This window comes from Comamonas sp. BIGb0152, assembly GCF_024809975.1.
Taxonomy (GTDB): Bacteria; Pseudomonadota; Gammaproteobacteria; order Burkholderiales; family Burkholderiaceae_C; genus Comamonas.
The window spans coordinates 50683-74133 of record NZ_JANUDY010000006.1 but is presented as its reverse complement, the minus strand read 5'-3'; the positions used below and the strand labels follow the sequence as shown (position 1 = coordinate 74133).

At 64.2% G+C, this 23451-nt stretch carries 15 protein-coding genes; 11 read left to right on the top strand and 4 right to left on the bottom strand.

Annotation, left to right across the window (positions count from 1 at the left end):
* The first annotated feature begins 15 nt into the window (after positions 1-15).
* From M2375_RS13230 to M2375_RS13215, 4 genes are all read left to right on the top strand, one after another.
* Positions 16-4161, top strand: a complete 4146-nt coding sequence (locus M2375_RS13230; RefSeq protein ID WP_259167851.1) for a YhdP family protein — start codon at positions 16-18, stop codon at positions 4159-4161.
* A gap of 99 nt (positions 4162-4260) precedes the next feature.
* Positions 4261-5076, top strand: coding sequence for a carbon-nitrogen hydrolase family protein (locus tag M2375_RS13225; RefSeq protein WP_259167849.1), 816 nt, complete (start codon positions 4261-4263; stop codon positions 5074-5076).
* The gene (locus M2375_RS13220) at positions 5070-7106 is read left to right on the top strand and encodes a sensor histidine kinase (RefSeq protein ID WP_259167847.1); all 2037 of its coding nucleotides are present in this window, start codon (positions 5070-5072) and stop codon (positions 7104-7106) included. Before M2375_RS13225 ends, M2375_RS13220 begins: the two co-directional genes overlap by 7 nt.
* A gap of 10 nt (positions 7107-7116) precedes the next feature.
* A complete protein-coding gene (locus M2375_RS13215; protein WP_259167843.1) occupies positions 7117-7746 on the top strand; it encodes a response regulator transcription factor in 630 nt (209 codons plus the stop codon).
* Between the two features lie 71 nt (positions 7747-7817).
* Here M2375_RS13215 and M2375_RS13210 read toward each other — a convergent pair whose 3' ends face one another.
* Positions 7818-8468 carry an OmpA family protein gene (locus M2375_RS13210; RefSeq protein WP_259167840.1) on the bottom strand — a complete coding sequence of 217 codons (651 nt, stop codon included), beginning with the start codon at positions 8466-8468 and terminating at the stop codon, positions 7818-7820.
* A gap of 239 nt (positions 8469-8707) precedes the next feature.
* On the opposite strand from M2375_RS13210, the gene M2375_RS13205 reads away from it, so the two are divergent.
* The gene (locus M2375_RS13205; protein WP_259167839.1) at positions 8708-9922 is read left to right on the top strand and encodes a murein transglycosylase A; all 1215 of its coding nucleotides are present in this window, start codon (positions 8708-8710) and stop codon (positions 9920-9922) included.
* 75 nt (positions 9923-9997) lie between these two features.
* Here M2375_RS13205 and M2375_RS13200 read toward each other — a convergent pair whose 3' ends face one another.
* The gene (locus M2375_RS13200; RefSeq protein WP_259167836.1) at positions 9998-10495 is read right to left on the bottom strand and encodes an Lrp/AsnC family transcriptional regulator; all 498 of its coding nucleotides are present in this window, start codon (positions 10493-10495) and stop codon (positions 9998-10000) included.
* Positions 10496-10708: 213 nt separating this feature from the next.
* Between M2375_RS13200 and M2375_RS13195 the strand changes: the two genes are divergently transcribed.
* The 5 genes from M2375_RS13195 (at position 10709) to M2375_RS13175 (ending at position 20325) form a co-directional block, all read left to right on the top strand.
* Complete coding sequence (locus M2375_RS13195; RefSeq protein ID WP_259167833.1) at positions 10709-14308, top strand: indolepyruvate ferredoxin oxidoreductase family protein; 3600 nt, start codon at positions 10709-10711, stop codon at positions 14306-14308.
* A 363-nt stretch (positions 14309-14671) separates the two neighbouring features.
* Positions 14672-15004, top strand: a complete 333-nt coding sequence (yajC, locus tag M2375_RS13190; protein ID WP_182326470.1) for a preprotein translocase subunit YajC — start codon at positions 14672-14674, stop codon at positions 15002-15004.
* Positions 15005-15074: 70 nt separating this feature from the next.
* Positions 15075-16970, top strand: coding sequence for a protein translocase subunit SecD (gene secD, locus M2375_RS13185; protein WP_259167829.1), 1896 nt, complete (start codon positions 15075-15077; stop codon positions 16968-16970).
* Between the two features lie 11 nt (positions 16971-16981).
* Positions 16982-17932, top strand: a complete 951-nt coding sequence (gene secF / locus M2375_RS13180) for a protein translocase subunit SecF (protein WP_259167826.1) — start codon at positions 16982-16984, stop codon at positions 17930-17932.
* A 29-nt stretch (positions 17933-17961) separates the two neighbouring features.
* Entirely contained in the window at positions 17962-20325 is a 2364-nt protein-coding gene (locus M2375_RS13175; protein ID WP_259167824.1) for a DUF1631 domain-containing protein, read from the top strand.
* A 12-nt stretch (positions 20326-20337) separates the two neighbouring features.
* On the opposite strand, the gene dprA is transcribed toward M2375_RS13175, so the two are convergent.
* Positions 20338-21504 (bottom strand): DNA-processing protein DprA, encoded by a 1167-nt coding sequence (dprA, locus tag M2375_RS13170; protein ID WP_259167822.1) that lies wholly within the window; start codon positions 21502-21504, stop codon positions 20338-20340.
* Positions 21505-21533: 29 nt separating this feature from the next.
* Positions 21534-22757, bottom strand: coding sequence for a LysM peptidoglycan-binding domain-containing protein (locus tag M2375_RS13165; RefSeq protein WP_259167820.1), 1224 nt, complete (start codon positions 22755-22757; stop codon positions 21534-21536).
* Positions 22758-22928: 171 nt separating this feature from the next.
* Between M2375_RS13165 and def the strand changes: the two genes are divergently transcribed.
* Positions 22929-23450, top strand: coding sequence for a peptide deformylase (gene def / locus M2375_RS13160; RefSeq protein ID WP_259167818.1), 522 nt, complete (start codon positions 22929-22931; stop codon positions 23448-23450).
* Position 23451 lies beyond the last annotated feature (1 nt).

The window sequence follows — 23451 nt, the reverse complement described above, 5'->3', positions numbered from 1 at the left end:
TGGACTCGATTGACTGTGCGCGCGCCCCGACTGCTCAAGCTGGCTGCCAAGCTGATGCAATGGTCATTGCGCTTATTGCTGGGCATGGTGCTGCTGCTGGCCTGTGCCGTGGCGGCGCTGCATTGGTGGATTGTGCCCCGTATCAATGACTTTCGCCCGCAAGTGGAATCTAGGCTATCGCGGGCGCTGGGGGTGCCGGTGCGCATCGACCAGCTGCAGGCCGATGGCGACAACGGCCTGGTGCCGGCCATTGCGGTGCAGGGCCTGCACATTCTGCAGGCCGACGGCTCGCCAGGGCTGACGCTCAACCAGGTCAAGGTGGCCTTGTCGGTGCCTTCGCTGCTGCGGCTGCGCACTGAGCAGATCGTCATCGATGCCCCGCAGCTGACCGTGCAGCGCGCCGCCGATGGCAGCGTCCGCATTGCCGGGGTGCTGGTAGAGGCATCCCCAGACCAAGACAGTAGCCGTGCCGGTGACTGGCTGTTTCGCCAGCGCGAGGTGCTGCTGCAAGGCGGCAGCATCATCTGGGACGACCAACTGCGCGGGCTGCCGCCCGTCACGTTCAGCGATGTGCAGCTGCTGCTGCGCAACCCCGGTCTGCGCCATGAATGGCAGCTGCGGGTGCGCCCGCCCGAAGACTGGGGGGACGCGCTGGAGCTGCGCGGCCGCATGCACCAGCCGCTGTGGGCGCTGCACGATGGCAGCTGGAAGCACTGGAGCGGCCAGATCTACCTGGAGGCGCTCCAGCTCAACGCCGCTGCGATGGCCCCCTATCTGCCACCGGCGGTGGGCTTGCAGCAAGGCCAGGGCTCGGCGCGCTTATGGCTGGATGTGACGCGCGGCAAGCTCAGCAACGGCACGGCCGATGTGGCCTTGCGCGATGTGGGCGTGCGCCGCGAGGCGCAGGATGGCAAACCAGCCCAGGACACGGTGCTGCTGCTGCGCTCGGTGCAGGGCCGCATCGGTGGCGTGGCCGACGACACCGGCTTTCGGGTGCTGACGGAAAACCTGGCCGTGGAATCGGCCAACGGCCAGCAGTGGCCCGGCGGCAGCGCGCGCATCAACCATGTCTACGCCCGGGGCACGCAGCCCAGCGAGACGGAAGCCAGCGCGCAATCGCTCGACATCGCCTCCCTGGCCGAGCTGGCACGCCTGCTGCCCATACCGGACAACGCACGACAGTGGCTGCAGAGCAACCGGCCCGCCGGCCTGATCCGTAGCGCATCGGCCCATTGGCGCGGAGATATGGACCGCTTGCAGGACTGGCAGGTCAAGGCCGATGTGGGCCAGCTGGCCTTGGGCATGCCCGCGGCTGCGCCGCGCGCCAATGCCGCGCGCGACAGCCATGGCGGCCTGGTGCTGGCCGCCGGTCAGCCGCATATCGGCTTTCGGGGGCTGGATGTGGCGATCGATGCGCGGGCTGGCGGGGGCCAGGCCAAGCTGCGTTTTGCCGATGGCGCGCTCTACCTGCCTACGGTGTTTGAAGAGCCGATGCTGCCCATCACCTCGGCCCATACCCAGCTGCAGTGGACGGTGCAGGGCGAGCACATCCAGATGCAGTCCGAGCGGCTGGAGTTTGCCAATGCCCATGCGGCCGGCCATGCCCGCTGGTCCTGGCAGACAGCCGATCCGCAAAAGACGGGTTCCAAGTCGCGCTTTCCCGGGATCCTGCAGCTCAAGGGCGCGCTCGACCGCGCCGACGGCACCCAGGTGCACCGCTATTTGCCGCTGCACATTCCGGCCGATGCGCGCCACTATGTGCGCGACGCGGTGCTGGCCGGCCAGGCCAGCAATGTGGAGTTCGAGATCGATGGCGATCTCTGGGAAGTGCCTTTCCCCGATTCGCGCCACGGGCTGTTCCGCATCAAGGCGCCGGTGCGCGATGTGCGCTACGCCTATGTGCCCGCCTCGCACCTGCACCCCGGCGAAAAGCCCTGGCCTGAGCTCAGCCGCCTCTCGGGCGAGCTGGTGTTTGAAGGCAATGGCATGCAGGTCAACAAGGCCAAGGGCATTCTGGACGGCAACACGCGCATCGTGGTGGACCAGACCAGTGCCCGGATTGCCGACTTTCATGACACACGCGTGCAGGTCAATGCGCAGGCCAACGGGCCTCTGGCCGATATGTTGACCACCGTGCGCGGCAGCGCCATTGATGCGCTGGTGCAGCACGCCTTGGCGCAGACCCAGGCCGATGGCGAGAGCCAGTTGCAGCTCAAGCTGGACTTGCCCGTGCATGACATGCCGCACGCCAAGGTGGACGGCAAGGTGCTGCTGCCGGGCAACCGCATCCAGTTCCATGCGGACTCGCCCATTGTGGACAAGGTCACGGGCGCGGTGCAGTTCTCCGAACATGGCTTTGTGCTGCAGGACCTGCAAGGCCAGGCCTTGGGCGGTGCGGTCAGGTTCTCGGGTGGCATGGATGTCAGCGGCCTGCCCGCTGGCGCCGACCATGGGCCCCGTGTGGATGTGCGCGCCCAAGGCGTTGCCACGGCAGAAGGCCTGCTGCAGGCCAAGGAGCTGGGGTCGGTGGTGCAGCTGGCCCAACTGGCGCAGGGCCAGACGGCGTACCAGCTGCGCATCAGCATGGCCCAGGGCGTGCCGCTGGTGGAGGTGCGCAGCGATCTGAACGGGATGGCCTTGGCCCTGCCGCCGCCGCTGAGCAAGGCTGCCGACGCAGCCTGGCCGACCCACTTTGCCAGCACCGTGCCCGAAGGCGCGCCCACGCCGCTGGTGCGGCAGAACATGCAGCTGGATGTGGGCGGCCGCCTGCAGCTGCGCTATGTGCGAGACATCAGCCCCGATGGCGCCACCCCTGACAAGGTGGTGAGCGGCGCCCTGCGCCTGGGTGCGGGCGCGCTCACCCTGCCAGCCAAGGGGGTGATTGCCGAGGTGCAGCTGCCGCAGCTGGATGTGCAGCAATGGCAGGCGCTGGCCCAGCGCATCAAGACCATGGCAGCGCCCGCCCCGGCAGGCGCCACGGATGCCGCCGCAGCGCCGGCAGCAGCGGGCGACCCCTATGCGGCGTTTTTGCCCGACCACTGGGATATCCGCCTGGACACGGTGCAGGTGCGCGGCATGGAGATCCAAAAGCTGCACCTGAGCGGCTCGCGCACGGGCCCGCGCTGGAGCAGCCAGGTCAGCTCCAGTCTGCTCGATGGCCAGCTGGACTACGTGCAAGAGGCCAAGGGGCCGGGCACCATCCGCGCCCGGCTGAGCCAGCTGCGCGTGGGCCAGGAAGGGGGCAGTGACAGCAAACCCGCCGCCAGCAACGAGGAGCCGTCCGGCCAGGAGCCCGTCCAGCTGCCGGCCCTGGATGTGGTGGTGGAGGACCTGCGCTGGCGCCAGCATTCGGTGGGAAGGCTGGAGTTGCAGGCGGTCAATCAGCGCCAGGCAGACAGCTCCTGGTGGCATCTGAAGAACATGGTGCTGTCCAACGATGCGGCCAGCCTACAGGCCAGTGGTGACTGGGGCGCCAAGCGCAGCAGCACGGGAGGGCGCCGCACCGAGCTGGAGATGCGGCTGGATCTGAAAGACACCGGCGCCTTGCTCGCCCGCCTGGGCATGGCCGGTGTGGTGCGCCAGGGCAAGGGCGCGGTGCAGGGCCGCATCGGCTGGACGGGCAGCCCCGTCAGCCCCGACTACACCAGCATGGACGGCAAGCTGCATATCGATGTCGGCCAGGGCCAGTTCCTGAAAGTGGAGCCGGGCGCTGCCAAGCTGCTGGGCGTGCTCAATCTGCAGGCGCTGCCGCGCCGGCTGACGCTGGATTTCAAGGATGTGTTCAGCGCGGGCTTTGGCTTTGATTTTGTGCGCGGCGACGTGCTGGTGAGCGATGGCCTGGCCTCGACCACCAATTTGCAGATGAAGGGCGTGACCGCGGCCGTGCTGCTCGAAGGCCATGCCAACCTGCGCGACGAGACCCAGGACCTGCATGTGGTCGTCATCCCCGAGCTGAACACCACCACCATGGCGCTGGTGACCACGGCCATCAACCCGGTCATCGGCATTGGCACTTTCCTGGCGCAGGCCTTGTTCAAAGGCCCGCTGACCCAGGCGGTGACCCAGGAGTTCGAGGTCAGCGGCTCCTGGTCGGAGCCCGAAGTCAAACGTCTCAGTCGCAGGCAGGAGGCTGATCCCAACGCCGTCGGCACACCCCATTGATGGTTTGTCCCAGGCCCTGAGTCAGCGTTGATATCCGCAAGCGCCACGCCCGGTCAGCGCTTGCGGATAATAGCCGCCAGACTCTTGCAGGATGCATCGATGAAAGTAGCCGCTCTTCAAATGGTGACCAGCACGCACTGGGAGCACAACCGTGCGCAGGCCTGGCAATTACTGCAGCAGGCGGCGGGCTTGGGTGCGGAGCTGGCCGTGCTGCCCGAGTACTTTTGCCTGATGGGCCAGCGCGACACCGACAAGCTGGCGCTGGCCGAGCCTTTTGGCGATGGCCCCATGCAGCAGTTTCTGGCCCAGAGCGCCCGCAGCCTGGGCCTGTGGATTGTGGGCGGCACCCTGCCTTTGCAGGGGCCTGATGCCGCGCATGTCTACAACAGCAGCTGCGTGTTCAACCCCCAGGGCGACTGCGTGGCACGCTACGACAAGATCCACCTGTTTTGCTATGCCAATGAGCGCGAGGCCTATGACGAGCACCGCGTCATCGCGCCAGGCCATGAACCGGTTCACTTTGACCTGCCCAGCCGCGATGGCCAAAGCTGGCGCATCGGGCTGAGCGTGTGCTACGACCTGCGCTTTCCTGAGTTGTACCGGCTGCATGCGCAGGCGGGCGCGCAGCTGATGCTGGTGCCCAGCGCCTTTACCTACACGACCGGCCAAGCCCACTGGGAGCTGCTGCTGCGCGCCAGGGCGGTGGAGAACCTGGCCTATGTGCTGGCCGCTGCCCAAGGCGGGGTGCATGAGAACGGCCGCCGCACCTGGGGCCACAGCATGGCCATCAACCCCTGGGGCGATGTGATGGCGCTGCAGGCCAGCGAGCCCGGCGTGGTGCTGGCCGATCTGGACTGGGCGCAGCTGCAGCGCTGGCGCCAGCAGCTGCCGGCCTTGCAACACCGCGTATGCTGACGGCGCAGTGGGCGCGCTCGCTGGCGCAGCACTGGCACCAGAGCTGGCGGCGCTGGTCGCTGTGGTCGGCGCTGGTGCTGCTGGTGGCAGGCACCCTGGTCACCCAGGTCTGGCTGGCCGGCCGCTATGAGATATCCGAGGTGCAGCAGCGCCTGGACCGCGAGGCCATGGATGCCGTCAGCGACATCCGCAGCCTGTTCAACGACAACGTTAACCGCCTGCGCAGCATGCCGCGCCATGACAGCGATGCCATGGGCTGGCAGTCCGCGGCGGCCACCATCTTGCGCAACCAGCGGGACCTGGCCCATATCGAATGGCGCAACCCGCAGCAGCAGATCGAGGCCAGCGAGGAGTCGCCTTATTTGAGCCTGCAGTGGTCTGCGATTGACCGCACGGGCATGAACACCGAGAGCAATACCGCCTGCCTGCGCGCCCGCAACTCGGGCATGGCCTCGTATGCGGGCAGCTATTTCTTGTCGCAGGGCAATGGCACGGGGCTGGAGCTGCTCGAACTCTGCGTGCCGGTGATCACCGGCAACCAGCTGCACGGCTTTGCCGTGGCCACCTACATCCTGCAGAACGTGCTGTCGGACCTGGTCAACGAGAGCCTGCGCCGCAACCATGAGCTGTCCTTCACCGAGACCGATGGCACGCGCCTGGCCATTGTCAGCACGCCTCGGCGCGGCACGCGGGTGTTTACCTCCAACCAGCTGCTCGATCTGCCCGGTGTGGCGCTGATGCTGCGGGTGGACAGCTGGCATGCGGCACCCAATGTGTTCCCGAATGTGCTCACGGCCTTGGTCACCGGCATGTCGATTGCGCTGATCACCGTGCTGGTGGTGCTGGTGCGCGACAACCGCCGCCGCTTGAAGGCCGAGCGCGACCTGGGCGATGCGCTGGCCTTTCGCAAGGCGATGGAGGATTCGCTGGTGACGGGGCTGCGTGCACGCGACCTCCATGGCCAGCCCACCTATGTGAACCCGGCGTTTTGCGAGATGGTGGGCTTTTCTGCGGAGGAGATTCTGGACCCAAGCAAGGCCACGCCCTACTGGCCGCCAGAGATGGCGCCCGAGTACGCGCGCCGCCAGCGCATCCGCCTGTCGGGCCAGCTGCCGCCGCCGCGCGAGGGCTATGACTCCACGTTCATGCACAAGGATGGGCGGCGCTTTCCGGTGCTGATTTTCGAGGCACCGCTGATCAATGCCGCCGGCCTGCACACCGGCTGGATGAGCGCCTTTGTCGACATGAGCGAGCAGCGCCGGGTTGAAGAGCTCTCGCGGGCATCGCAAGAACGCCTGCAGGCCACCGCGCGCCTGGCGACGGTGGGCGAGATGGCCTCCCTGCTCAGCCACGAATTGAACCAGCCCCTGGCGGCTATCTCCAGCTATGCCGCCGGCATCATGAACCTGCTGCCCGAGGATGCCTCTGCCAGCGAGGTGCAGCAGCACCTGCCCGATGTGCGCATGGCCGTGCAGCGCATGGCGTTCCAGGCCGAGCGCGCCGGCAAGGTCATCAAAAGCGTGCATGGCTTTGTGCGCCGCCGGGCGCAGGCGCGCGAGTTTGTGCAGGCCAACGAGCTGATGGATGCGGTATTGCCGCTGGTGCGGCTGCAGGCGCGTAAACTCTATGTCGATGTGGCCACTGAGGTGGCGCCTGGCTTGCCGGCGGTGTTTTGCGACCGGACCATGGTCGAGCAGGTGCTGCTCAACCTCAGCCGCAACGGCATGCAGGCCATGGACTATGGCGGCACGCACCAGCGGGTGCTGCAGATGCAGGTGCGGCTGGCGCCCAGCGACGATGGCCGGGCCTGGGTGGAGTTTGTGGTGGCCGACGTGGGCGAGGGCATCTCCGAGGAGGTGGCGGCGCGCCTCTACACCCCGTTCTTTACCACCAAGGACGAGGGCATGGGCCTGGGCCTGAGCCTGTGCCGCACCGTGGTGGAGCAGCATGGCAGCCATTTGCGCTACCAGCCCCACCAGCCGCGCGGGACCGTCTTCAGTTTTACCCTGCCAACCTGGCGCAACGATTGAAAGTTCAGAGATGCAGCCGCTAGTGAATGCGACCGTGTATATCGTCGATGATGATGCCGAGGTGCGCGATGCCCTGGCCTGGCTGCTGCGCTCGCGCCGCTTGCTGAGTGAAGGTTTTGCCTCGGCCGAGGCCTTTGAGGCCATGCTGCGCAGCCGCCCGCCCCAGGTGGACCCGGCCTGCGCACTGCTGGATGTGCGCATGCCCGGCATGAGTGGCCTGGCGCTGTTTGACCGCCTGGTCGAGATGGACGCGATTGCCGCCTTGCCGGTGATTTTTTTGACAGGCCATGCCGATGTGCCCACGGCGGTGGCCACCGTCAAACGCGGTGCCTTTGACTTTTGTGAAAAGCCGTTTTCCGACAATGTGCTGGTCGACCGCATCGAGCACGCGCTGCAGGCATCGAGCGATTACCTGGAAACCCTGCGCTCCCAGCAAGGCGTGCGCGAGCGCGTGGCCGAGCTCACCGACCGGGAGCAGGCGGTGATGCGGCTGGTGATCGATGGCCTGCCCAACAAGCTGATTGCCGATGAGCTGACGATCAGTGTGCGGACGGTGGAGGTGCACCGCGCCCGGGTGTTTGACAAGATGCAGGTGAAATCGGCGGTCGAGCTGGCCAACCTGCTGCGCGATCTGGCTTAAATAGCACAGCGCTGCGACAAAAAAGGGCGCCCTTTAAACGGGCGCCCGGCTGCATTCAGGACAAGCGGGGTTTAGCGGCCTGGCTGCACTTCACCCACAAATATCTCGACGCGGCGGTTGTGCGCGCGGCCGGCGGGTGTGTCGTTGGTGGCCACAGGCTGGCGCGAGCCCATGCCTTGCACCTGGATGCGCGCGCCATTGACGCCGCGTTGCGTCAGGTAGTTGCGTGCGCTCTCGGCACGGGCGAGCGACAGCGGGTCGTTGATGCCGTCGTTGCCGGTGCTGTCGGTGTGGCCAATGATGCGCACCTGGGCGTTGGGGTTGTTGCGCAGGCCGTCGGCAAAGCGGTCCAGAATCGGGGCGAAGTTGCCCTGGATGTCCGAGCGGTTGGTCTGGAACGAGATGTCGCTGGGGATGTCGAGCTTGAGCTGGTTGTCCGGCGTCTGGGTCACGACCACGCCGGTGCCCTGGGTGGCCTGCTCCATCTCCTGCTTTTGTTTTTGCATGTGCTGCGACCAGATATAGGTGCCCAGCGCGCCGATACCGGCACCAATCACCGCGCCCGAGCCGGCATGGCCGCCGGCAATGGCGCCTACGGCGGCACCGCCCAGTGCGCCCACGCCGGCGCCGGTGGCGGTTTGGCGCTGGGTGTCGGACATGTTGGCACAACCGCTCAGAATGGCCAGGCTGGCAACGGCAGAGACTAGAATTTGTTTACGCATGCTTGAACTCCTCTGGTGCATGGGCCTTCCCTGAAAAGTGGGAGGCCATAGATGCAAATTGTGGGCAGTAGAACTGCCAAATACCAGAGACAAAGTTCAAAAATGGTAAAAATGACGGCAATGAGCGGCCATGTCCTACGATTTGCGCAAGCTACTCGCGAGGAGGCCGCTCATCTTTGCTTACGATTTCCCCTTTTTTCCGTCCGGCAAACATCGTCCACCAGACGATCGCCACCAGTATGACCAACGCCAATAGCGCTTCCAGCAATATCAGTCCCATCGGTGCCCGCTCCTTACGTATGCTGTCGATGGCTGCGATTGTAGGAATTCTGGCCGCCTGCTCCACCCAAGTCCCTTTGGATGCACCGTCATCGCCGACCACGCGCCCACCGGTATCGGGCAGCATCGAGGTGTTGCCGCCCGATGCCAATGAGCCGCTGCCCCCGGCGATCCAGCAGGCCAAGAGCCGCTGGGTGCCCGTGCATTGGTCGTCGGTGCCCGGCCTGGAGCAGGACAACCTGGCCGACGCCTGGAACGCCTGGATCAAGAGCTGCGGCCGCCCGCCCGCGCCCTTTGCCCAGTTCTGCTCCGAGGTGCGGCGCATGAGCCTGGCCTCGACCGAAGAGCAGCGCGCCTGGATGGTGTCGCGCTTTCAGCCCTACCGCGTCGAATCCTTGGATGGCAACCCTGATGGCATGCTGACCAGCTATTTCGAGCCCATGCTCGATGGCACGCGCCAGCCGGGCAATGGCTATTCGATACCGCTGTACAAGTCGCCTGCCAGCCTGGGCACGCGCAAGCCTTGGTTTAGCCGCCAGCAGATCGAGACCTCACCCCAGGTGCAGGCCGAACTGCAGGACAAGGTGATTGCCTGGGTCAACGACCCCGTCGATGCGATGGTGCTGCACATCCAGGGCTCGGGCCGGGTGCGTATCCAGGAGGCCGATGGCTCGGTGCGCTTGATTCGCGTGGCCTATGCCGCCACCAATGACCACCCCTACAAGAGCATTGGCAAATGGCTGCTGGACCAGGGCCTGGTGCGCGATGCCACCTGGCCGGGCATCAAGGCCTGGATTGCCGCCAATCCGGCCCGCGTCAACGAACTGCTCTGGAGCAACCCGCGCTATGTGTTCTTCAAGGAAGAGCCGCTGTCGCCGCTGGACGCTGAGTTTGGCCCCAATGGCGCCCAGGGTGTGCCGCTGACCCCCGGCCGCTCGATTGCCGTGGACCGGGGCAGCATCCCCTATGGCACCCCGGTGTGGATGTCTTCCACCGGGCCCACGGTGCAGCTCAACCGCCTGGTAATGGCGCAGGATACGGGCAGCGCCATTTTGGGAGCCGTGCGCGCCGATTATTTTGCCGGCTGGGGCCATGAGGCGGGCGACTTTGCCGGCCGGGTCAAGCAGCCGCTGCGGCTGTGGGTGCTCTGGCCCCGGGGCATGGGCAAGCGCTGATCTGCGCCTGCTTCCTGCAAAAGGCCAGCCTTGCGGCTGGCCTTTTGCATGGCGGCTGCTGAATGCGGAAAACAGTCAACGCAAGGGTGTGCCCTTGGGGTTGGCCGTCATGGGCAACGGCAAGGCGCTGCTGGATTTGACCTCGCCCAGCGAGAAGGTGGTGTGTACGTCTTTCACGTTGGGCAGGTGCAGCAACACATTGCGGATAAAGCTGGAGAAACTCTCCAGGTCCTTGGCCACCACCTGCAGCTCGAAAGTGCCCGCGCCGCTGATGTAGTGGCAGGAGGTGACCTCGGGCAGCAGGCGGATCGACTCTTCCATGCGCAGTGTGATGTCAGCGGTGTTCTGCGCCGCATCGACGCGGACAAAGGCCAGCACGCCCAGGCCGAGCTTGTGGCGATCCAGCGTGGCGTGGTAACCGGTGATGTAGCCCGCCTCTTCGAGCGCACGCACCCGGCGCCAGCAGGGCGCCGCCGACAGGCCCACGCGCTGGGCCAGCTCGGCATTGGTCAAACGGGCGTTTTTTTGCAGCTCGTAGAGAATGGCCCAGTCGAATTTGTCAATTTGGTTCATTTATCGCCATTATTGAGCAAGATTCTTTCAAATACTAGGTAAATCCCGGCAAGGAAAAGAATACTTTATTCTCACCGCCCGTCATACACTGCAGCGATGAAGGGCCTGGTGTTTTACCGTGCCCGCTGGACTTGGTTCCAGATTCTTATAACGCCCCACAATCCCGGACCTGCCACAAGCGGCCACCGGGTGCTCCCCCCAGGAGACAAGACGATGAATGCCTCACTCCCCGAGTCCGTCCGCAAAGCGCTGGAAACGGTAACGTTGGAAGATAAGTACGCACTGGCACACGGCCGTGCCTTCATGAGCGGGGTGCAAGCCCTCGTTCGCCTGCCGATGCTGCAGCGCCAGCGCGATGCCTTGCAGGGACTCAATACCGCTGGCTTTATCAGCGGCTACCGGGGCTCGCCGCTGGGTGGCTACGACCAGGCGCTGTGGGCGGCCAAAAAGCACCTGAAGGAAAACAACATCGAGTTCCAGCCCGGCGTGAACGAAGAGCTGGGTGCCACCGCCGTCTGGGGCACGCAGCAGCTCGACCTGTACCCGCAGAGCAAGAAGTTCGATGGCGTCTTTGGCATCTGGTATGGCAAGGGCCCGGGCGTGGACCGCAGCGTGGACGTGTTCAAGCACGCCAACATGGCGGGCACCGCCAAGCACGGCGGCGTGATTGCGCTGGCGGGTGACGACCACATCAGCAAGTCCTCGACGGCGGCGCACCAGAGCGACCACATCTTCAAGGCCGTGGGCTCGCCGGTGTTCTTTCCCTCCAGCGTGCAGGACATCCTGGACATGGGCCTGCATGCCTTTGCGCTGAGCCGTTTCTCCGGCGTCTGGTCGGGCATGAAGACCATCCAGGAGATCGTGGAATCGTCGGCCAGCGTGTCGGTGGACCCGGACCGGGTGAACATCATCACCCCCGATGACTTTGTGATGCCGCCCGGCGGCCTGCACATCCGCTGGCCCGATGCGCCGCTGGAGCAGGAAGCACGCCTGATGGACTACAAGTGGTATGCGGCCCTGGCCTATATCCGCGCCAACAAGCTCAACTACAACGTTATCTCCACCCCCAATGACCGCTTTGGCATCATCGCCAGTGGCAAGGCCTTCAACGACACGCGCCAGGCGCTGATCGACCTGGGTCTGGACGACGACACCTGCCGCCAACTGGGCATCCGACTGCACAAGGTCAACGTGGTCTGGCCGCTGGAAGCCTCCATCACCCGCGACTTTGCGATGGGTCTGCAGGAGATTCTGGTAATTGAGGAAAAGCGCCAGATGATCGAGTACCAGCTCAAGGAAGAGCTGTACAACTGGCGCTCGGATGTGCGCCCCCATGTGTTGGGCAAGTTCGACGAGACCGATGGCGACCATTCGGGTGGCGAGTGGTCGGTGCCCAACCCCAGCGACCACTGGCTGCTGCGCCCCAAGGCCGACCTGACCCCGGCGCTGATTGCCCAGGCCCTGGCCAAGCGCCTCAAGAAGCTGGGCGTGCCCGATGACATCGTGCGCCGCATGGATGCACGCCTGCAGGTGATTGCCGCGCGTGAGCAGGGTCTGAAGGACAGCAAGCAGGAATCGGTGGACCGCCTGCCCTGGTTTTGCAGCGGCTGCCCGCACAACACCAGCACCCGCGTGCCCGAGGGCAGCCGCGCGGTGGCCGGCATTGGCTGCCACTACATGGTCAACTGGATGCCCGACCGCAACACCAGTACCTTCACGCAGATGGGCGGCGAAGGGGTGACCTGGGTGGGCCAGGCACCTTTCACCACCGACCAGCATATTTTCTCGAACCTGGGTGATGGCACCTACTTCCACAGCGGTCTGCTGGCCATCCGCCAGAGCATTGCCTCGGGCGTGAACATCACCTACAAGGTGCTCTACAACGATGCCGTGGCCATGACCGGTGGCCAGCGCGTGGGCGAGCGCCCCGAAGGCCATTCGGTGCTGCAGATCATGAACAGCCTGTTGTCCGAAGGGGTCAAGAAGCTGGTGATCGTGACCGACGAGCCGGAAAAATACGACGGCGTGCAACTGGGTGCCGGTGTGACTGTGCACCACCGTGACGAACTCGACCGCATCCAGCGCGAGTTTCGCGAGCTCAAGGGCACCACCGCCATCATCTACGACCAGACCTGCGCGACCGAAAAGCGCCGCCGCCGCAAACGCGGCACCCTGGCCACGCCGGCCAAGACCGTCATCATCAACGAGGCGGTCTGCGAGGGCTGCGGTGACTGCTCGGTGCAGTCCAACTGCCTGTCGGTCGAGCCGGTGGAGACCGATTTTGGCCGCAAGCGCAAGATCAACCAAAGCACCTGCAACAAGGATTTCTCCTGCGTCAAAGGCTTTTGCCCAAGCTTTGTCACCATTGAAGGCGGCCAGCTCAAAAAAGCCAAGAAGGAGAAAAAGGGCGACATGGCCAAGCTGCCCGCCTTGCCCGATCCGGTATTGCCCGTGGCCACCCAGGCCTGGGGCATTGTGGTGGCCGGTGTCGGCGGTACCGGTGTGATCACCATCGGCTCGCTGCTGGGCATGGCCGCCCACCTGGAAGGCAAGGGCGTGGTCACGCAGGATGCGGCAGGTCTCGCGCAAAAGGGCGGCTCGACCTGGAGCCATATCCAGATCGCCAATTCGCCCGATGCCATCTACACCACCAAGGTGGACACGGCCAAGGCTGACCTGATCATTGGCTGCGACCCCATTGTGGCGGCCAACAAGACCACCCTGGCTGCCATGCAGCAGGGCCGCACTTTTGTGGCGCTCAACACCCATGGCGCGCCTACGGCGGCCTTTGTGCACAACCCGGACTGGCAATTCCCCGAAGCGGGTTGCGAATCGGCGATTCTGGCGGCCGTGGGCCAAGAGGGCGTGGGCATGTTCGATGCCGAGCACATTGCGACCCAGGCGCTGGGCGACAGCATCTACACCAACCCGCTGATCCTGGGCTATGCCTGGCAAAAGGGCCGGGTGCCGCTGTCCCATGCGGCGCTGATGCGTGCGATGGAGCTCAACGGCGTGCAGGTGGACAACAACAAGGCGGCCTTTGAATGGGGCCGCCAGTGCGCGGCCAATCTGCCCCAGGTGCAATCGATGTTTGCGGCCCAGCAGGTCATCCAGCTGGTGAAAAAGCCATCCTTGCAAGAGCTGCTGGCCAAGCGCGTGGCTTTCCTGACCGACTACCAGGACAGCGCCTACGCGGCCGACTACCAGGCCTTTGTGAACAAGGTGCATGCCGCTGAGGCCCAGCTGGGCACCGGCACCCGCCTGTCGCAGGCGGTGGCGCGTTACCTGTTCAAACTGATGGCCTACAAGGACGAGTACGAGGTGGCGCGCCTGCACACCACGGCCGAGTTCAGCGAGAAGATTGCCAGCATGTTCGAGGGCGACTACAAGATCGTGCACCACCTGGCGCCGCCCATCACGGCCAAGCGCAACGACAAGGGCGAGCTGGTCAAGCAGGCTTATGGCGGCTGGATGCGCAAGGCCTTTGGCGTGATGGCCGGGCTCAAGGGCCTGCGTGGCGGTAGCTTCGATATCTTTGGCCGCACTGAAGAGCGCCGCACCGAGCGTGCGCTGATCGTGGAGTACCGCGCTTGCATCGATGAGCTGCTGCAGGGCCTTAGCACTGAGCGCCTGGCGCTGGCGGTCGAGATCGCCAGCATTCCCGAAGACATCCGGGGCTACGGCCATGTCAAGGAGCGCCATCTGAAGGCGGCCCGCAGCAAGTGGCAGCAGCTGATGCTGCGCTGGCGCGCGCCGGAGGCTGTGGCTGCATCTCCTGCGCCAGCCCCAGTGCCAGCTGCCGCGCAGGTCTGACAGCGCTGCGCTTCCAGGGCGCGCAATGCCGATTACTCCAAGCCGCTTGGTCACCGTGCCAAGCGGCTTTTTTGTCATCGCTCCAGCCTGGGCGGGGTGACAAAATTGTCATATTTCGCCATTCAGCATCTGCCAGTCGGGTATTTGGGAATGGAAACAACAGCCAATCGAACTTATTGCCTATAGTGGCTTCTACCAATGCCCTGGCATGAAAGCTGCTTAATTCCATGAAAACAACCGGAAAAACCAGAGGCATCCAAGGTATTGGCTGCGTGTCTGCCAGGGGCCACGCATACAATGCTTCTCTTTGGGCCTTGGTTTAGGAAAACCTGGCAAGGCCTGCATCCACGTTGGGAGCTTCATTTGTTTATCTCTTCTGCTTTTGCCCAGACCGCACCGGCTGCTGCTGCCTCCGGCGGCATGACCTCTACCCTGACCAGCATGCTGCCTTTGGTGCTGATGTTTGTGGTGCTGTATTTCCTGATGATTCGCCCCCAGATGAAGCGCCAAAAGGAAGCCCGTGCCATGATCGATGCGCTGGCCAAGGGTGACGAAGTGGCGACCAATGGTGGCCTGGTGGGTCGCGTGGTTGGTTTGGACGAGCAGTTCCTGCAAGTGGAACTGGCCCAGGGCGTGGTGGTGCAAATGCAGCGCGGCGCTGTGGTGCAAGTGCTGCCCAAGGGCACGCTGAAGTAATTCTTCATTGGATCAGCAATTGGCGCAGCGTAGCTGCGCCTTCTATTTTGCGTAAGGTAAGAGCGCGATCATGAACCGTTATCCGGTCTGGAAGTACGCGATCATTGTGATCGCGCTTCTGGTAGGGGTTGTTTACACCCTGCCCAACTTTTTTGGTGAGGCGCCTGCCGTGCAGGTTGCCTCGGTCAAGGCCACTGTCACGGTCGATTCCGCATTGCAGCAGCGTGTGGAAACGGCGCTGGCCGATGCCGACGTCAAACCGCTGAGCATCGCGCTGGAAAACGGCTCGATCCGTGCCCGCTTTGACAAGGAAGACGAACAGCTCAAGGCCAAGGGCGTGCTGGAGCGCGTTCTGATCCCTGACAGCAGCGACCCCTCCTATGTGGTGGCGCTGAACCTGATCTCGCGCTCGCCTGCCTGGCTCACCGCCTTGCATGCCAAGCCCATGTACCTGGGTCTGGACTTGCGCGGTGGCGTGCACTTCACCTTGCAGGTGGACATGCAGGCTGCGCTGACCAAGCGCACCGAGGCGCTGACCAGCGATGTGCGTCTGGCGCTGCGCGACAAAAAGATCCGCCACGGCGGTGTGAACCGCGAAGGCCAGTCACTGGAAGTGCGCCTGCAGGATGAGGCCACGGCCACGACCGTGCGCAACCTGATTGTGGACACCATGCCGGACCTGCAAGCCAATGTGGTCAGCTCCGGCGGCGGCGCCTATGTGGTGCGCGCCAGCATCAAGCCTGAATCGCTGCGCAGCGTGCAGGAGCAGGCGCTCAAGCAAAACATCACCACCTTGCACAACCGGATCAATGAGCTGGGCGTGGCCGAGCCGGTGATCCAGCAGCAAGGCTCTGACCGTATTGTGGTACAGCTGCCCGGCGTGCAGGACCCGGCACAGGCCAAGGACATCCTGGGCCGCACGGCAACGCTGGAAGTGCGCATGGTCGACGAAAGCTCGGACGCGCGCGCCGCAGAAATAGGCTCCGGCCCGGTGCCCTTTGGCTCTGAAAAGTACAGCGACCCGCATGGCCAGTCGATTGTGGTGAAAAAGCAGGTCATCCTGACCGGCGAGAACCTGAACGACGCCCAGCCTGGTTTTGACAGCCAGACCCATGAAGCCACCGTGAACCTGACCCTGGACGGCAAGGGCGCGAACATCTTCAAGGAAGTCACGCGCGAGAACATCGGCAAGCGCATGGCCATCTTGCTGTTTGAAAAGGGCAAGGGCCAGGTGGTCACCGCCCCGGTGATCCGCTCCGAAATCGGTGGCGGCCGGGTGCAGATCTCGGGCAGCATGAGCACCAAGGAAGCCAGCGATACCTCGCTGCTGCTGCGCGCCGGCTCGCTGGCCGCGCCGATGGAAATCATCGAGGAATACACCATCGGCCCCAGCATGGGCAAAGAGAACGTCGAAGCCGGTATCAAGAGCATCGTCGGCGGCTTTATCGCGATTGCCGTGTTCATGTGCATCTACTACATGATCTTCGGCGTGGTCTCGACCATCGCGCTGGCGGTGAACGTGCTGCTGCTGCTGGCCATCTTGTCGATGCTGCAGGCCACGCTCACCTTGCCGGGTATTGCCGCTATGGCGCTGGCCATCGGGGTGGCCATTGACTCCAACGTGCTGATCAATGAACGGGTGCGCGAGGAATTGCGTGCCGGTGCATCGCCGCAAACGGCGATCCATGCCGGCTATGAGCATGCCTGGCACACCATTCTGGACTCCAACGTCACCACCTTGATCGTGGGCCTGGCCTTGCTGGCTTTTGGCTCTGGCCCGGTGCGCGGCTTTGCGGTGGTGCACTGCATTGGTATTTTGACGAGCATGTTCTCGGCGGTGTTCTTCTCACGTGGCCTGGTCAACCTCTGGTATGGCCGCCGCAAGAAGCTCAAGAGCGTGTCCATCGGTCAGGTCTGGAAGCCCGAGGGCGATGACCACCGCTCCGTTGCATCCGCTAAACGTTAAGGAGGAAGACCATGGAATTCTTCCGTATCAAAAAAGACATCCCCTTCATGAAATACGCGTTGGTGCTCAACGCGATTTCGGTCATCACCTTCGTCCTGGCTGTCTTTTTCCTGACCACACGTGGTTTGCACCTGTCGGTGGAGTTCACGGGCGGTACCGTCATGCAGGTGGCTTATGAGCAGCCCGCTGACGTGGGCAAGATCCGCGAGCAGGTGGCATCGCTGGGCTACCAGGACATCCTTGTGCAGAACGTTGGCAGTGCCGACCGCGTGATGATCCGCCTGCCGCTGGAAAAAGGCGTGACCACCGCCCAACAGGGTGAAAAGGTCATGGGTGCGCTCAAGGCTGCCGACCCTGGGGTCAGCTTGCTGCGCAGCGAGTTCGTCGGCCCGTCGGTGGGTGAAGAGCTGGTGCACGGCGGCCTGATGGCGCTGGGCGCTGTGGTGCTGGGCATCGTGCTCTACCTGGCCGTGCGCTTCGAATGGAAGTTCGGCGTGGCCGCAGCGGTTGCCAACTTGCATGACGTGGTGATCATCCTGGGCTTTTTTGCCTTCTTCCAGTGGGAGTTCTCGCTGGCCGTGCTGGCCGGGGTGCTGGCCGTGCTGGGGTACTCCGTCAACGAGTCAGTGGTGATCTTTGACCGGATCCGCGAGGCTTTCCGCAAGTTCCGCAAGCTCGATACGCCAGAAGTGATCGACCACGCCATCACCTCGACGATGAGCCGGACCATCATCACCCATGCCTCCACCGAGGCGATGGTGCTGTCGATGTTCCTGTTTGGCGGTGCCAGCTTGCATTACTTTGCGTTGGCGCTGACCATTGGTATTCTTTTTGGTATCTACTCGTCCGTGTTCGTGGCCGCGGCCATTGCCATGTGGCTGGGTGTCAAGCGGGAAGACCTGGTCAAGGTGACCCAGAAGGATCTGGACCCGAATGACCCCAATGCCGGGGCCTCGGTATAAAGCAGACCGATAAAAGGGATGGGATTTCTGTGGCTGTTGCACCCTCGCACCATCGCACCTGGCAAAAAAAGCTGGCTCGTGAAGCACGGCTGAGATTTGTCGGGGGCTTGTGTGTGGGGTTGCCTGGGGTGGCAACACGCTTGCGTGCCGAGCTGCTCCAGATCATGGCCAGGCCCAGTACCGATCCCGCGCGCTCGCACGTGGCGCTGTCGGCTGCGGTTGCCGAATTTGACAGCCGGCAGCAGGCCTGGCTGGACGCTACCAACAAGCTGCTGCGCCAGAGTTTGTTGGCCGGCGAGGCCATTCCCGAACCGGTCGCGACGACCACGATCACCAGTTTTGAGCTGGTCAGCAATGAGGCCATCGAGGGCCGTATCATCGCATCGCGCCTGGCGGCGCAACTGCTGGAGCTGGTCGCGCTGGAGCTGGACAGCGTCCGCCGTGTGACCCAGTTTCTGGAAGACCAGGAGCTGGGCCCCGCCGATGCCATTCGCCCGGAGACCTGGTGCCTCAAGCTGATTGAGGGCTGGGAAGGCGCCGGGCTCAGCCGCAAAACATTGGACCTGTTGTGGGCTCCGCTGCTGGAGGCCTTGGCGCAGCTGGGCATCAGCGGCTACACCGCAGTGCGGCGCTTCTACGACGAGCAAGGTGCCGCCACGGAAGACGAGCTGCGCAGCTACCGCATCAAACGCACTGAGAGTGAGCGCCATGCGCCCGCAGCCGCCGCTATGGCTGCTGCCGCCGGTGCTGCCCATCAGATGGGCGGCATGCCCGCAGCGGGCGCAGCCTCGGGTGCCGCCAGCATGCCTTCGGGCTTGATGCCCGCAGGCGGCGCTGGCGCGCCCGGTTGGGTGGCGATGGGCGCCACCCGGCAAAAAAGCCATGGTGTGCTGGCCCAGCTGCGCGGCTTTTTGCATGGCGTTGCGGGCGGGCGCTCCAATGGGGGACCGACCTCCGTGCGCGCCTCCTTGGGTGAAGGTGGCGGTTATGTGATATCGCCGGCCCTGCAGCATGCCTTGGTATCACCGCCCACGGCGATCCAGTCGGCCTGGTTCCATACCGCGCCGGCCGATGATGATTTCGACCCCGGGCAGATCGTGGCACCCGTGGCGCTGGCAGTGCGCCAGCAGTCCTCGGCGCTCAAGAGTGTGGCCTCGTCCGATGAGGAAAAGGCGATCATCGAGATCATCGCCTTGATGTTCCAGAGCATTCTGAATGAAGACCGCATTCCCGCCGGTATCCGCATCTGGTTTGCGCGCCTGCAGGTGCCGGTGCTGCGCGTTGCGCTGGCTGAGCCGGCCTTCTTCAACGACACCGAGCACCCGGCGCGCCAGTTGATTGACCGCATGGGCGCCTGCGTGCTGGGTTTTGAGTCTGCCGCACTGAATGGCACGACCTTGGAGTCCGAGGTCAAGCGCGTGGTGCAGGTCATCGAACAGTACCCGGATACGGGCAGCCGCGTGTTCCAGCTGGTGCTCAAGGAGTTCCAGAAATTCCTGGAGAAAAACCTGACCGGCCAGACCGCCACCGCGCGCGAGCTGGTGAGCCTGGCCCAGCAGATCGAGCAAAAGGAAACGCTGGCTATCCAATACACCATCCAGCTGCGCGACATGCTGCTGGAGATGCCGGTGGATAGCGATGTTCGGGAGTTCCTGTTCAAGCAGTGGTCCGATGTGCTGGCCATGTCGGCCATCCGCTTTGGTGCCGAGCACGAGAACACGCAAAAATTCAAAAAGGCAGCGCTCGACCTGGTCTGGTCCGCGTCTGCCAAGCCCAGCAAGGAAGAGCGCGCCAAGGTGATCCGCCAGCTGCCACTGCTGCAAACCGTTTTGCGCCAGGGCCTGACCTTGTCCAACACCGTGGGCGAGCGCCAGGACGAGATGATCAAGAGCCTGATGGACATCGTGGCCGAGGCCTTTCTGGCCAAGACCAACGAGATTCCGCAAGAGCACATCGTCGCACTGGCCGAGCGTCTGGCACATCTGGAAGATGCCCTCGACGAGGTGGTGACCGAGGAATACCCGCTCAGCGCCGAGAGCATCGAGCTGATGCTGGGCATCGACACCAGCCATATCCAGGTCATCGCCGATGATGGTGCGCTGGTGCAGCCCGAGGTGTTGGAGTGGGCCAAGAACCTGTCGCTGGGCAACTGGTTCCTGCTGGACCACAATGCCAGCCCGCTGCAGGTGCAGTATGTCTGGCACAGCCAACACAGGCAGCTGCATTTGTTTGCGGCACTCAGCGGCTCTTGCTTTTTGTTCCAGATGCGGCGCATGGGCCACTACCTGCAGGCCGGCCTGCTGCTGCCGCGCGATGCCGAAGGCATCACGGCCCGCGCCGCGCGCGATGCGCTGGCCAAGATCGAGGCCAACCCCGAGCGGCTTTTGCAGTAAGGGCTGCCGGATTTAGCTGGCCGCCAAGCGCTGAAACAGCCCACCGGGCAGGCGCGCTACCTGGCCTGTAAGCTCCAGTTCCAGTAGCTGGATTTGCAGACTGGCGATATCGATGCCGGTGCGGTTGCACAACGTATCCAGATCAACGGGATCAAAACCCAGCGCCTGCAGCAGGCCCGCGTCTTCTTTTTCGGTGCTGCCGGGCGGTGTCTCCGCTGTCGTCACTGCTGGCTGTGGGGGTGTGGCAAGCCCCAGTGCTGGTAGCTCTTCCAGAATATCTTCCACCGATTCCACCAGCTTGGCGCCTTGGCGGATCAGCGCGTGGCAGCCTTTGCTTTGCGGCGCGTGGATGGAGCCAGGAATCGCAAACACCTCGCGCCCCTGTTCGCTGGCCAGACGTGCGGTCACCAGCGAGCCGGAGGCGGTAGCGGCTTCGACCACCAAGGTGCCGCTGGCCAGGCCGGCGATCAAGCGGTTGCGTTTGGGGAAGTTCTGCGCCAGCGGGGGCGTGCCCAGGTGGTATTCGCTGACGATCCAGCCCTGCTCGGCGATCTGTGCGGCCAGCGCGTGGTTGGCCCGGGGGTAGACCCGGTCGATGCCGGTGCCGATCACGGCAATGGTGGCGGGCTGTTGGCCTGTCGCCGCCTCCAGCGCGCCGGCATGGGCGGCGGCATCGATGCCCAGGGCCAGGCCCGAGACAACGGTCACGCCCTGGCGTACCAGGGTTTGCGCAAAGGCCCGGGCATTTTGTGCGCCCTGGGGTGTGGGGTTGCGGCTGCCGACCATGGCCAGTGCCTTGCTGGGCCAGGCCAGGCGCTGCTGGGGGTTGTCCAGCCAGCGGGCGTGGCCGGTGATGTAGAGGAGGGCCGGCGGATCGGCGGTTTCCAGCAAGGCGGGCGGGTAATCCGGGTCGCCCAACACCAGCACCTGCCGCTTGAGCGGCGCCGGTGCGGAGTTTAGCCAGGCCCAGGTGGCCGTTTGCAGGCTGCGCAAGGCCTCGCCGGGGTGGAGCAAGGCCTGGGCCTGCGCGGCGCTGATGCAGCTTTCGAGCTGGGCGCTGGTTTGGGCCAGTACTGCACTGGGCAAACCAAAGCGCGCCAGCAGCCGCCGAATGGCGGTATTGCCCAGTCCGGGCGTGGCGGTCAGTCGAATCCAGTCATGCAGCTCTTGTTCAGTCATGGGCAAGAGCCGCTCTTCCGGGTGCCGGGTTATTGGCGGTAGTCCGGGGAGATGAGGGCATCGCCCACTTTCACCCCTTCCTTGGCTTCCAGGATCAGCGCATAGGACACTTTGTCAAAAGTGCGGAAGACCATGGCCAGGCCATTGGCCTCGTTGGGCAGCTTGATGACGGTCTGGTCGCTGTCGGTCTTGTCCTTGATGCGTGCGCCGCGTGTCATCAAGCGGAACACATGGCCCAGCTCCACGCCGTCAGCCTGGCCGCGATTGATCGCAATCACGCTGTTGCGCGACGCATAGGCCACGCTGTTGCTGCCGTAGATGGACAGCACACTGCCTTGCAGGTGCTCGTCGGGCGCATGCGGCACATAGCTGGTGACATTGACGCGCGGCATCGGCAGCAGCTTGTCGCCAATGCGGATCTCTTCCTTGACAGCAGTGATATCGAGCGAGGCGGGCACGGGATCGGTGTGCGCACGGCCCTTGGCATCCAGGGTCGTCTCCTGGCGCTCGCTGGCCACCAGCTGTACCTTGCCCAGGTACTGGGCCTCATAGCCCAGGATGGCCTTCGTTTCCGGGTCGACCATCGGCACGGCATTCCGGAACACGCGGTAGTACTGGCGCTCTTGTCCCATCTCCAGCGACTGGTCGCCCGAGCGGCCATAGACGCGGTCGCCGGGCGACAGCAGGGCGCGCTCCTGGGCGGCACCGACCAGGCGGGGCGCTTTGTCGTTCTCGCCCTCGGCCAGCACCTCGGGCTCGACCAGGAAGGCCTCGATCAGGCGCTGGTTGACGGCCGGCAGGGCGGTACCCGACAGGCTTTGGCTGCGCACGCGCGGCGAAATGCGGATGACTTCGTCCTCGCCCGAGCGCGAAGTGACCAGGCGCGCCATGCCGTTGCGGCGCTCCAGGTACAAGGTCTGGCCGGGGTAGATCAGGTGCGGATTGGCAATGGACTGCAGGTTCATGCCCCACAGTGCGGGCCAGCGCCAGGGCTGCTGCAGGTAGACGCGGGAGATGTCCCAGAGCGTGTCACCACGCTTGACGACATAGGTATCGGGAGCGTTGGCGACCAGGTCAGCCTCGGGGATGCCCTGTGCGGCCACTTGCTGGGCGGTGCTGCGCTGCTGTGCGGTTACCGGCAACTGCGCGGCCGGGGTTGCGGCCCAGGCGCTGGTGCCGACGCAGGCCAAGCAGGCGGCTGCAACGGCGCTGTTGCGCAAATGGTGGAACAGGGGCGTAGTGGTTGCTCGCATGGCCGGGTGACTCCCTCTCAGTCGCTCGCAGGCCACAGTGGGCCTGCTGTCAATGTTTGTAATTGCCTCTGATTCTCGGGCCAAGCCCTTGATCGATCAATGATTATTGCAAGCCATCTGGGCATTGATGGGCAAAAGTGGCGAAAATAACGACATTCACCAGTGAAAACTATGTCTATCCTCCCGATTCTCTGCTACCCCGATCCCCGCCTGCACAAGGTCGCCAAGCCTGTGGCCGTTGTCGATGACCGCATCCGTGCGCTGGTCCAGGACATGCTGGCCACCATGTACGACGCCAGCGGTATTGGCCTGGCAGCCACGCAGATCGACGTGCATGAGCGCGTGGTGGTCATCGATGTTTCTGAAGAGCGCGACCAGCCCCTGACCATCATCAACCCGGAAATCCTTTGGGCCAGCGATGAAAAGCAGCTCGGCGATGAAGGCTGCCTGTCGGTGCCCGGCATTTATGACGGTGTGGAGCGCTCGGTGGCGGTCAAGATCAAGGCGCTCGACGAGAACGGCAACAGCCGCGAGATCGACGCCGAAGGCCTGCTGGCCATCTGCATCCAGCACGAAATGGACCACCTGCTGGGCAAGGTGTTTGTCGAATACCTCTCGCCCCTCAAGCGCAACCGCATCAAGTCCAAGCTGGTCAAGCAGCAAAAGCGCGAACTGGCCGACGCCAAGGACTGAT

Coding starts and splice junctions, on each gene's coding strand:
- M2375_RS13225 (WP_259167849.1), top strand. CDS start 4,261: ATGAAAGTAGCCGCTCTTCAAATGGTGACCAGCACGCACTGGGAGCAC.
- M2375_RS13220 (WP_259167847.1), top strand. CDS start 5,070: ATGCTGACGGCGCAGTGGGCGCGCTCGCTGGCGCAGCACTGGCACCAG.
- M2375_RS13215 (WP_259167843.1), top strand. CDS start 7,117: ATGCAGCCGCTAGTGAATGCGACCGTGTATATCGTCGATGATGATGCC.
- M2375_RS13210 (WP_259167840.1), bottom strand. CDS start 8,468: ATGCGTAAACAAATTCTAGTCTCTGCCGTTGCCAGCCTGGCCATTCTG.
- M2375_RS13205 (WP_259167839.1), top strand. CDS start 8,708: ATGACCAACGCCAATAGCGCTTCCAGCAATATCAGTCCCATCGGTGCC.
- M2375_RS13200 (WP_259167836.1), bottom strand. CDS start 10,495: ATGAACCAAATTGACAAATTCGACTGGGCCATTCTCTACGAGCTGCAA.
- M2375_RS13195 (WP_259167833.1), top strand. CDS start 10,709: ATGAATGCCTCACTCCCCGAGTCCGTCCGCAAAGCGCTGGAAACGGTA.
- secD (WP_259167829.1), top strand. CDS start 15,075: ATGAACCGTTATCCGGTCTGGAAGTACGCGATCATTGTGATCGCGCTT.
- secF (WP_259167826.1), top strand. CDS start 16,982: ATGGAATTCTTCCGTATCAAAAAAGACATCCCCTTCATGAAATACGCG.
- dprA (WP_259167822.1), bottom strand. CDS start 21,504: ATGACTGAACAAGAGCTGCATGACTGGATTCGACTGACCGCCACGCCC.
- M2375_RS13165 (WP_259167820.1), bottom strand. CDS start 22,757: ATGCGAGCAACCACTACGCCCCTGTTCCACCATTTGCGCAACAGCGCC.
- def (WP_259167818.1), top strand. CDS start 22,929: ATGTCTATCCTCCCGATTCTCTGCTACCCCGATCCCCGCCTGCACAAG.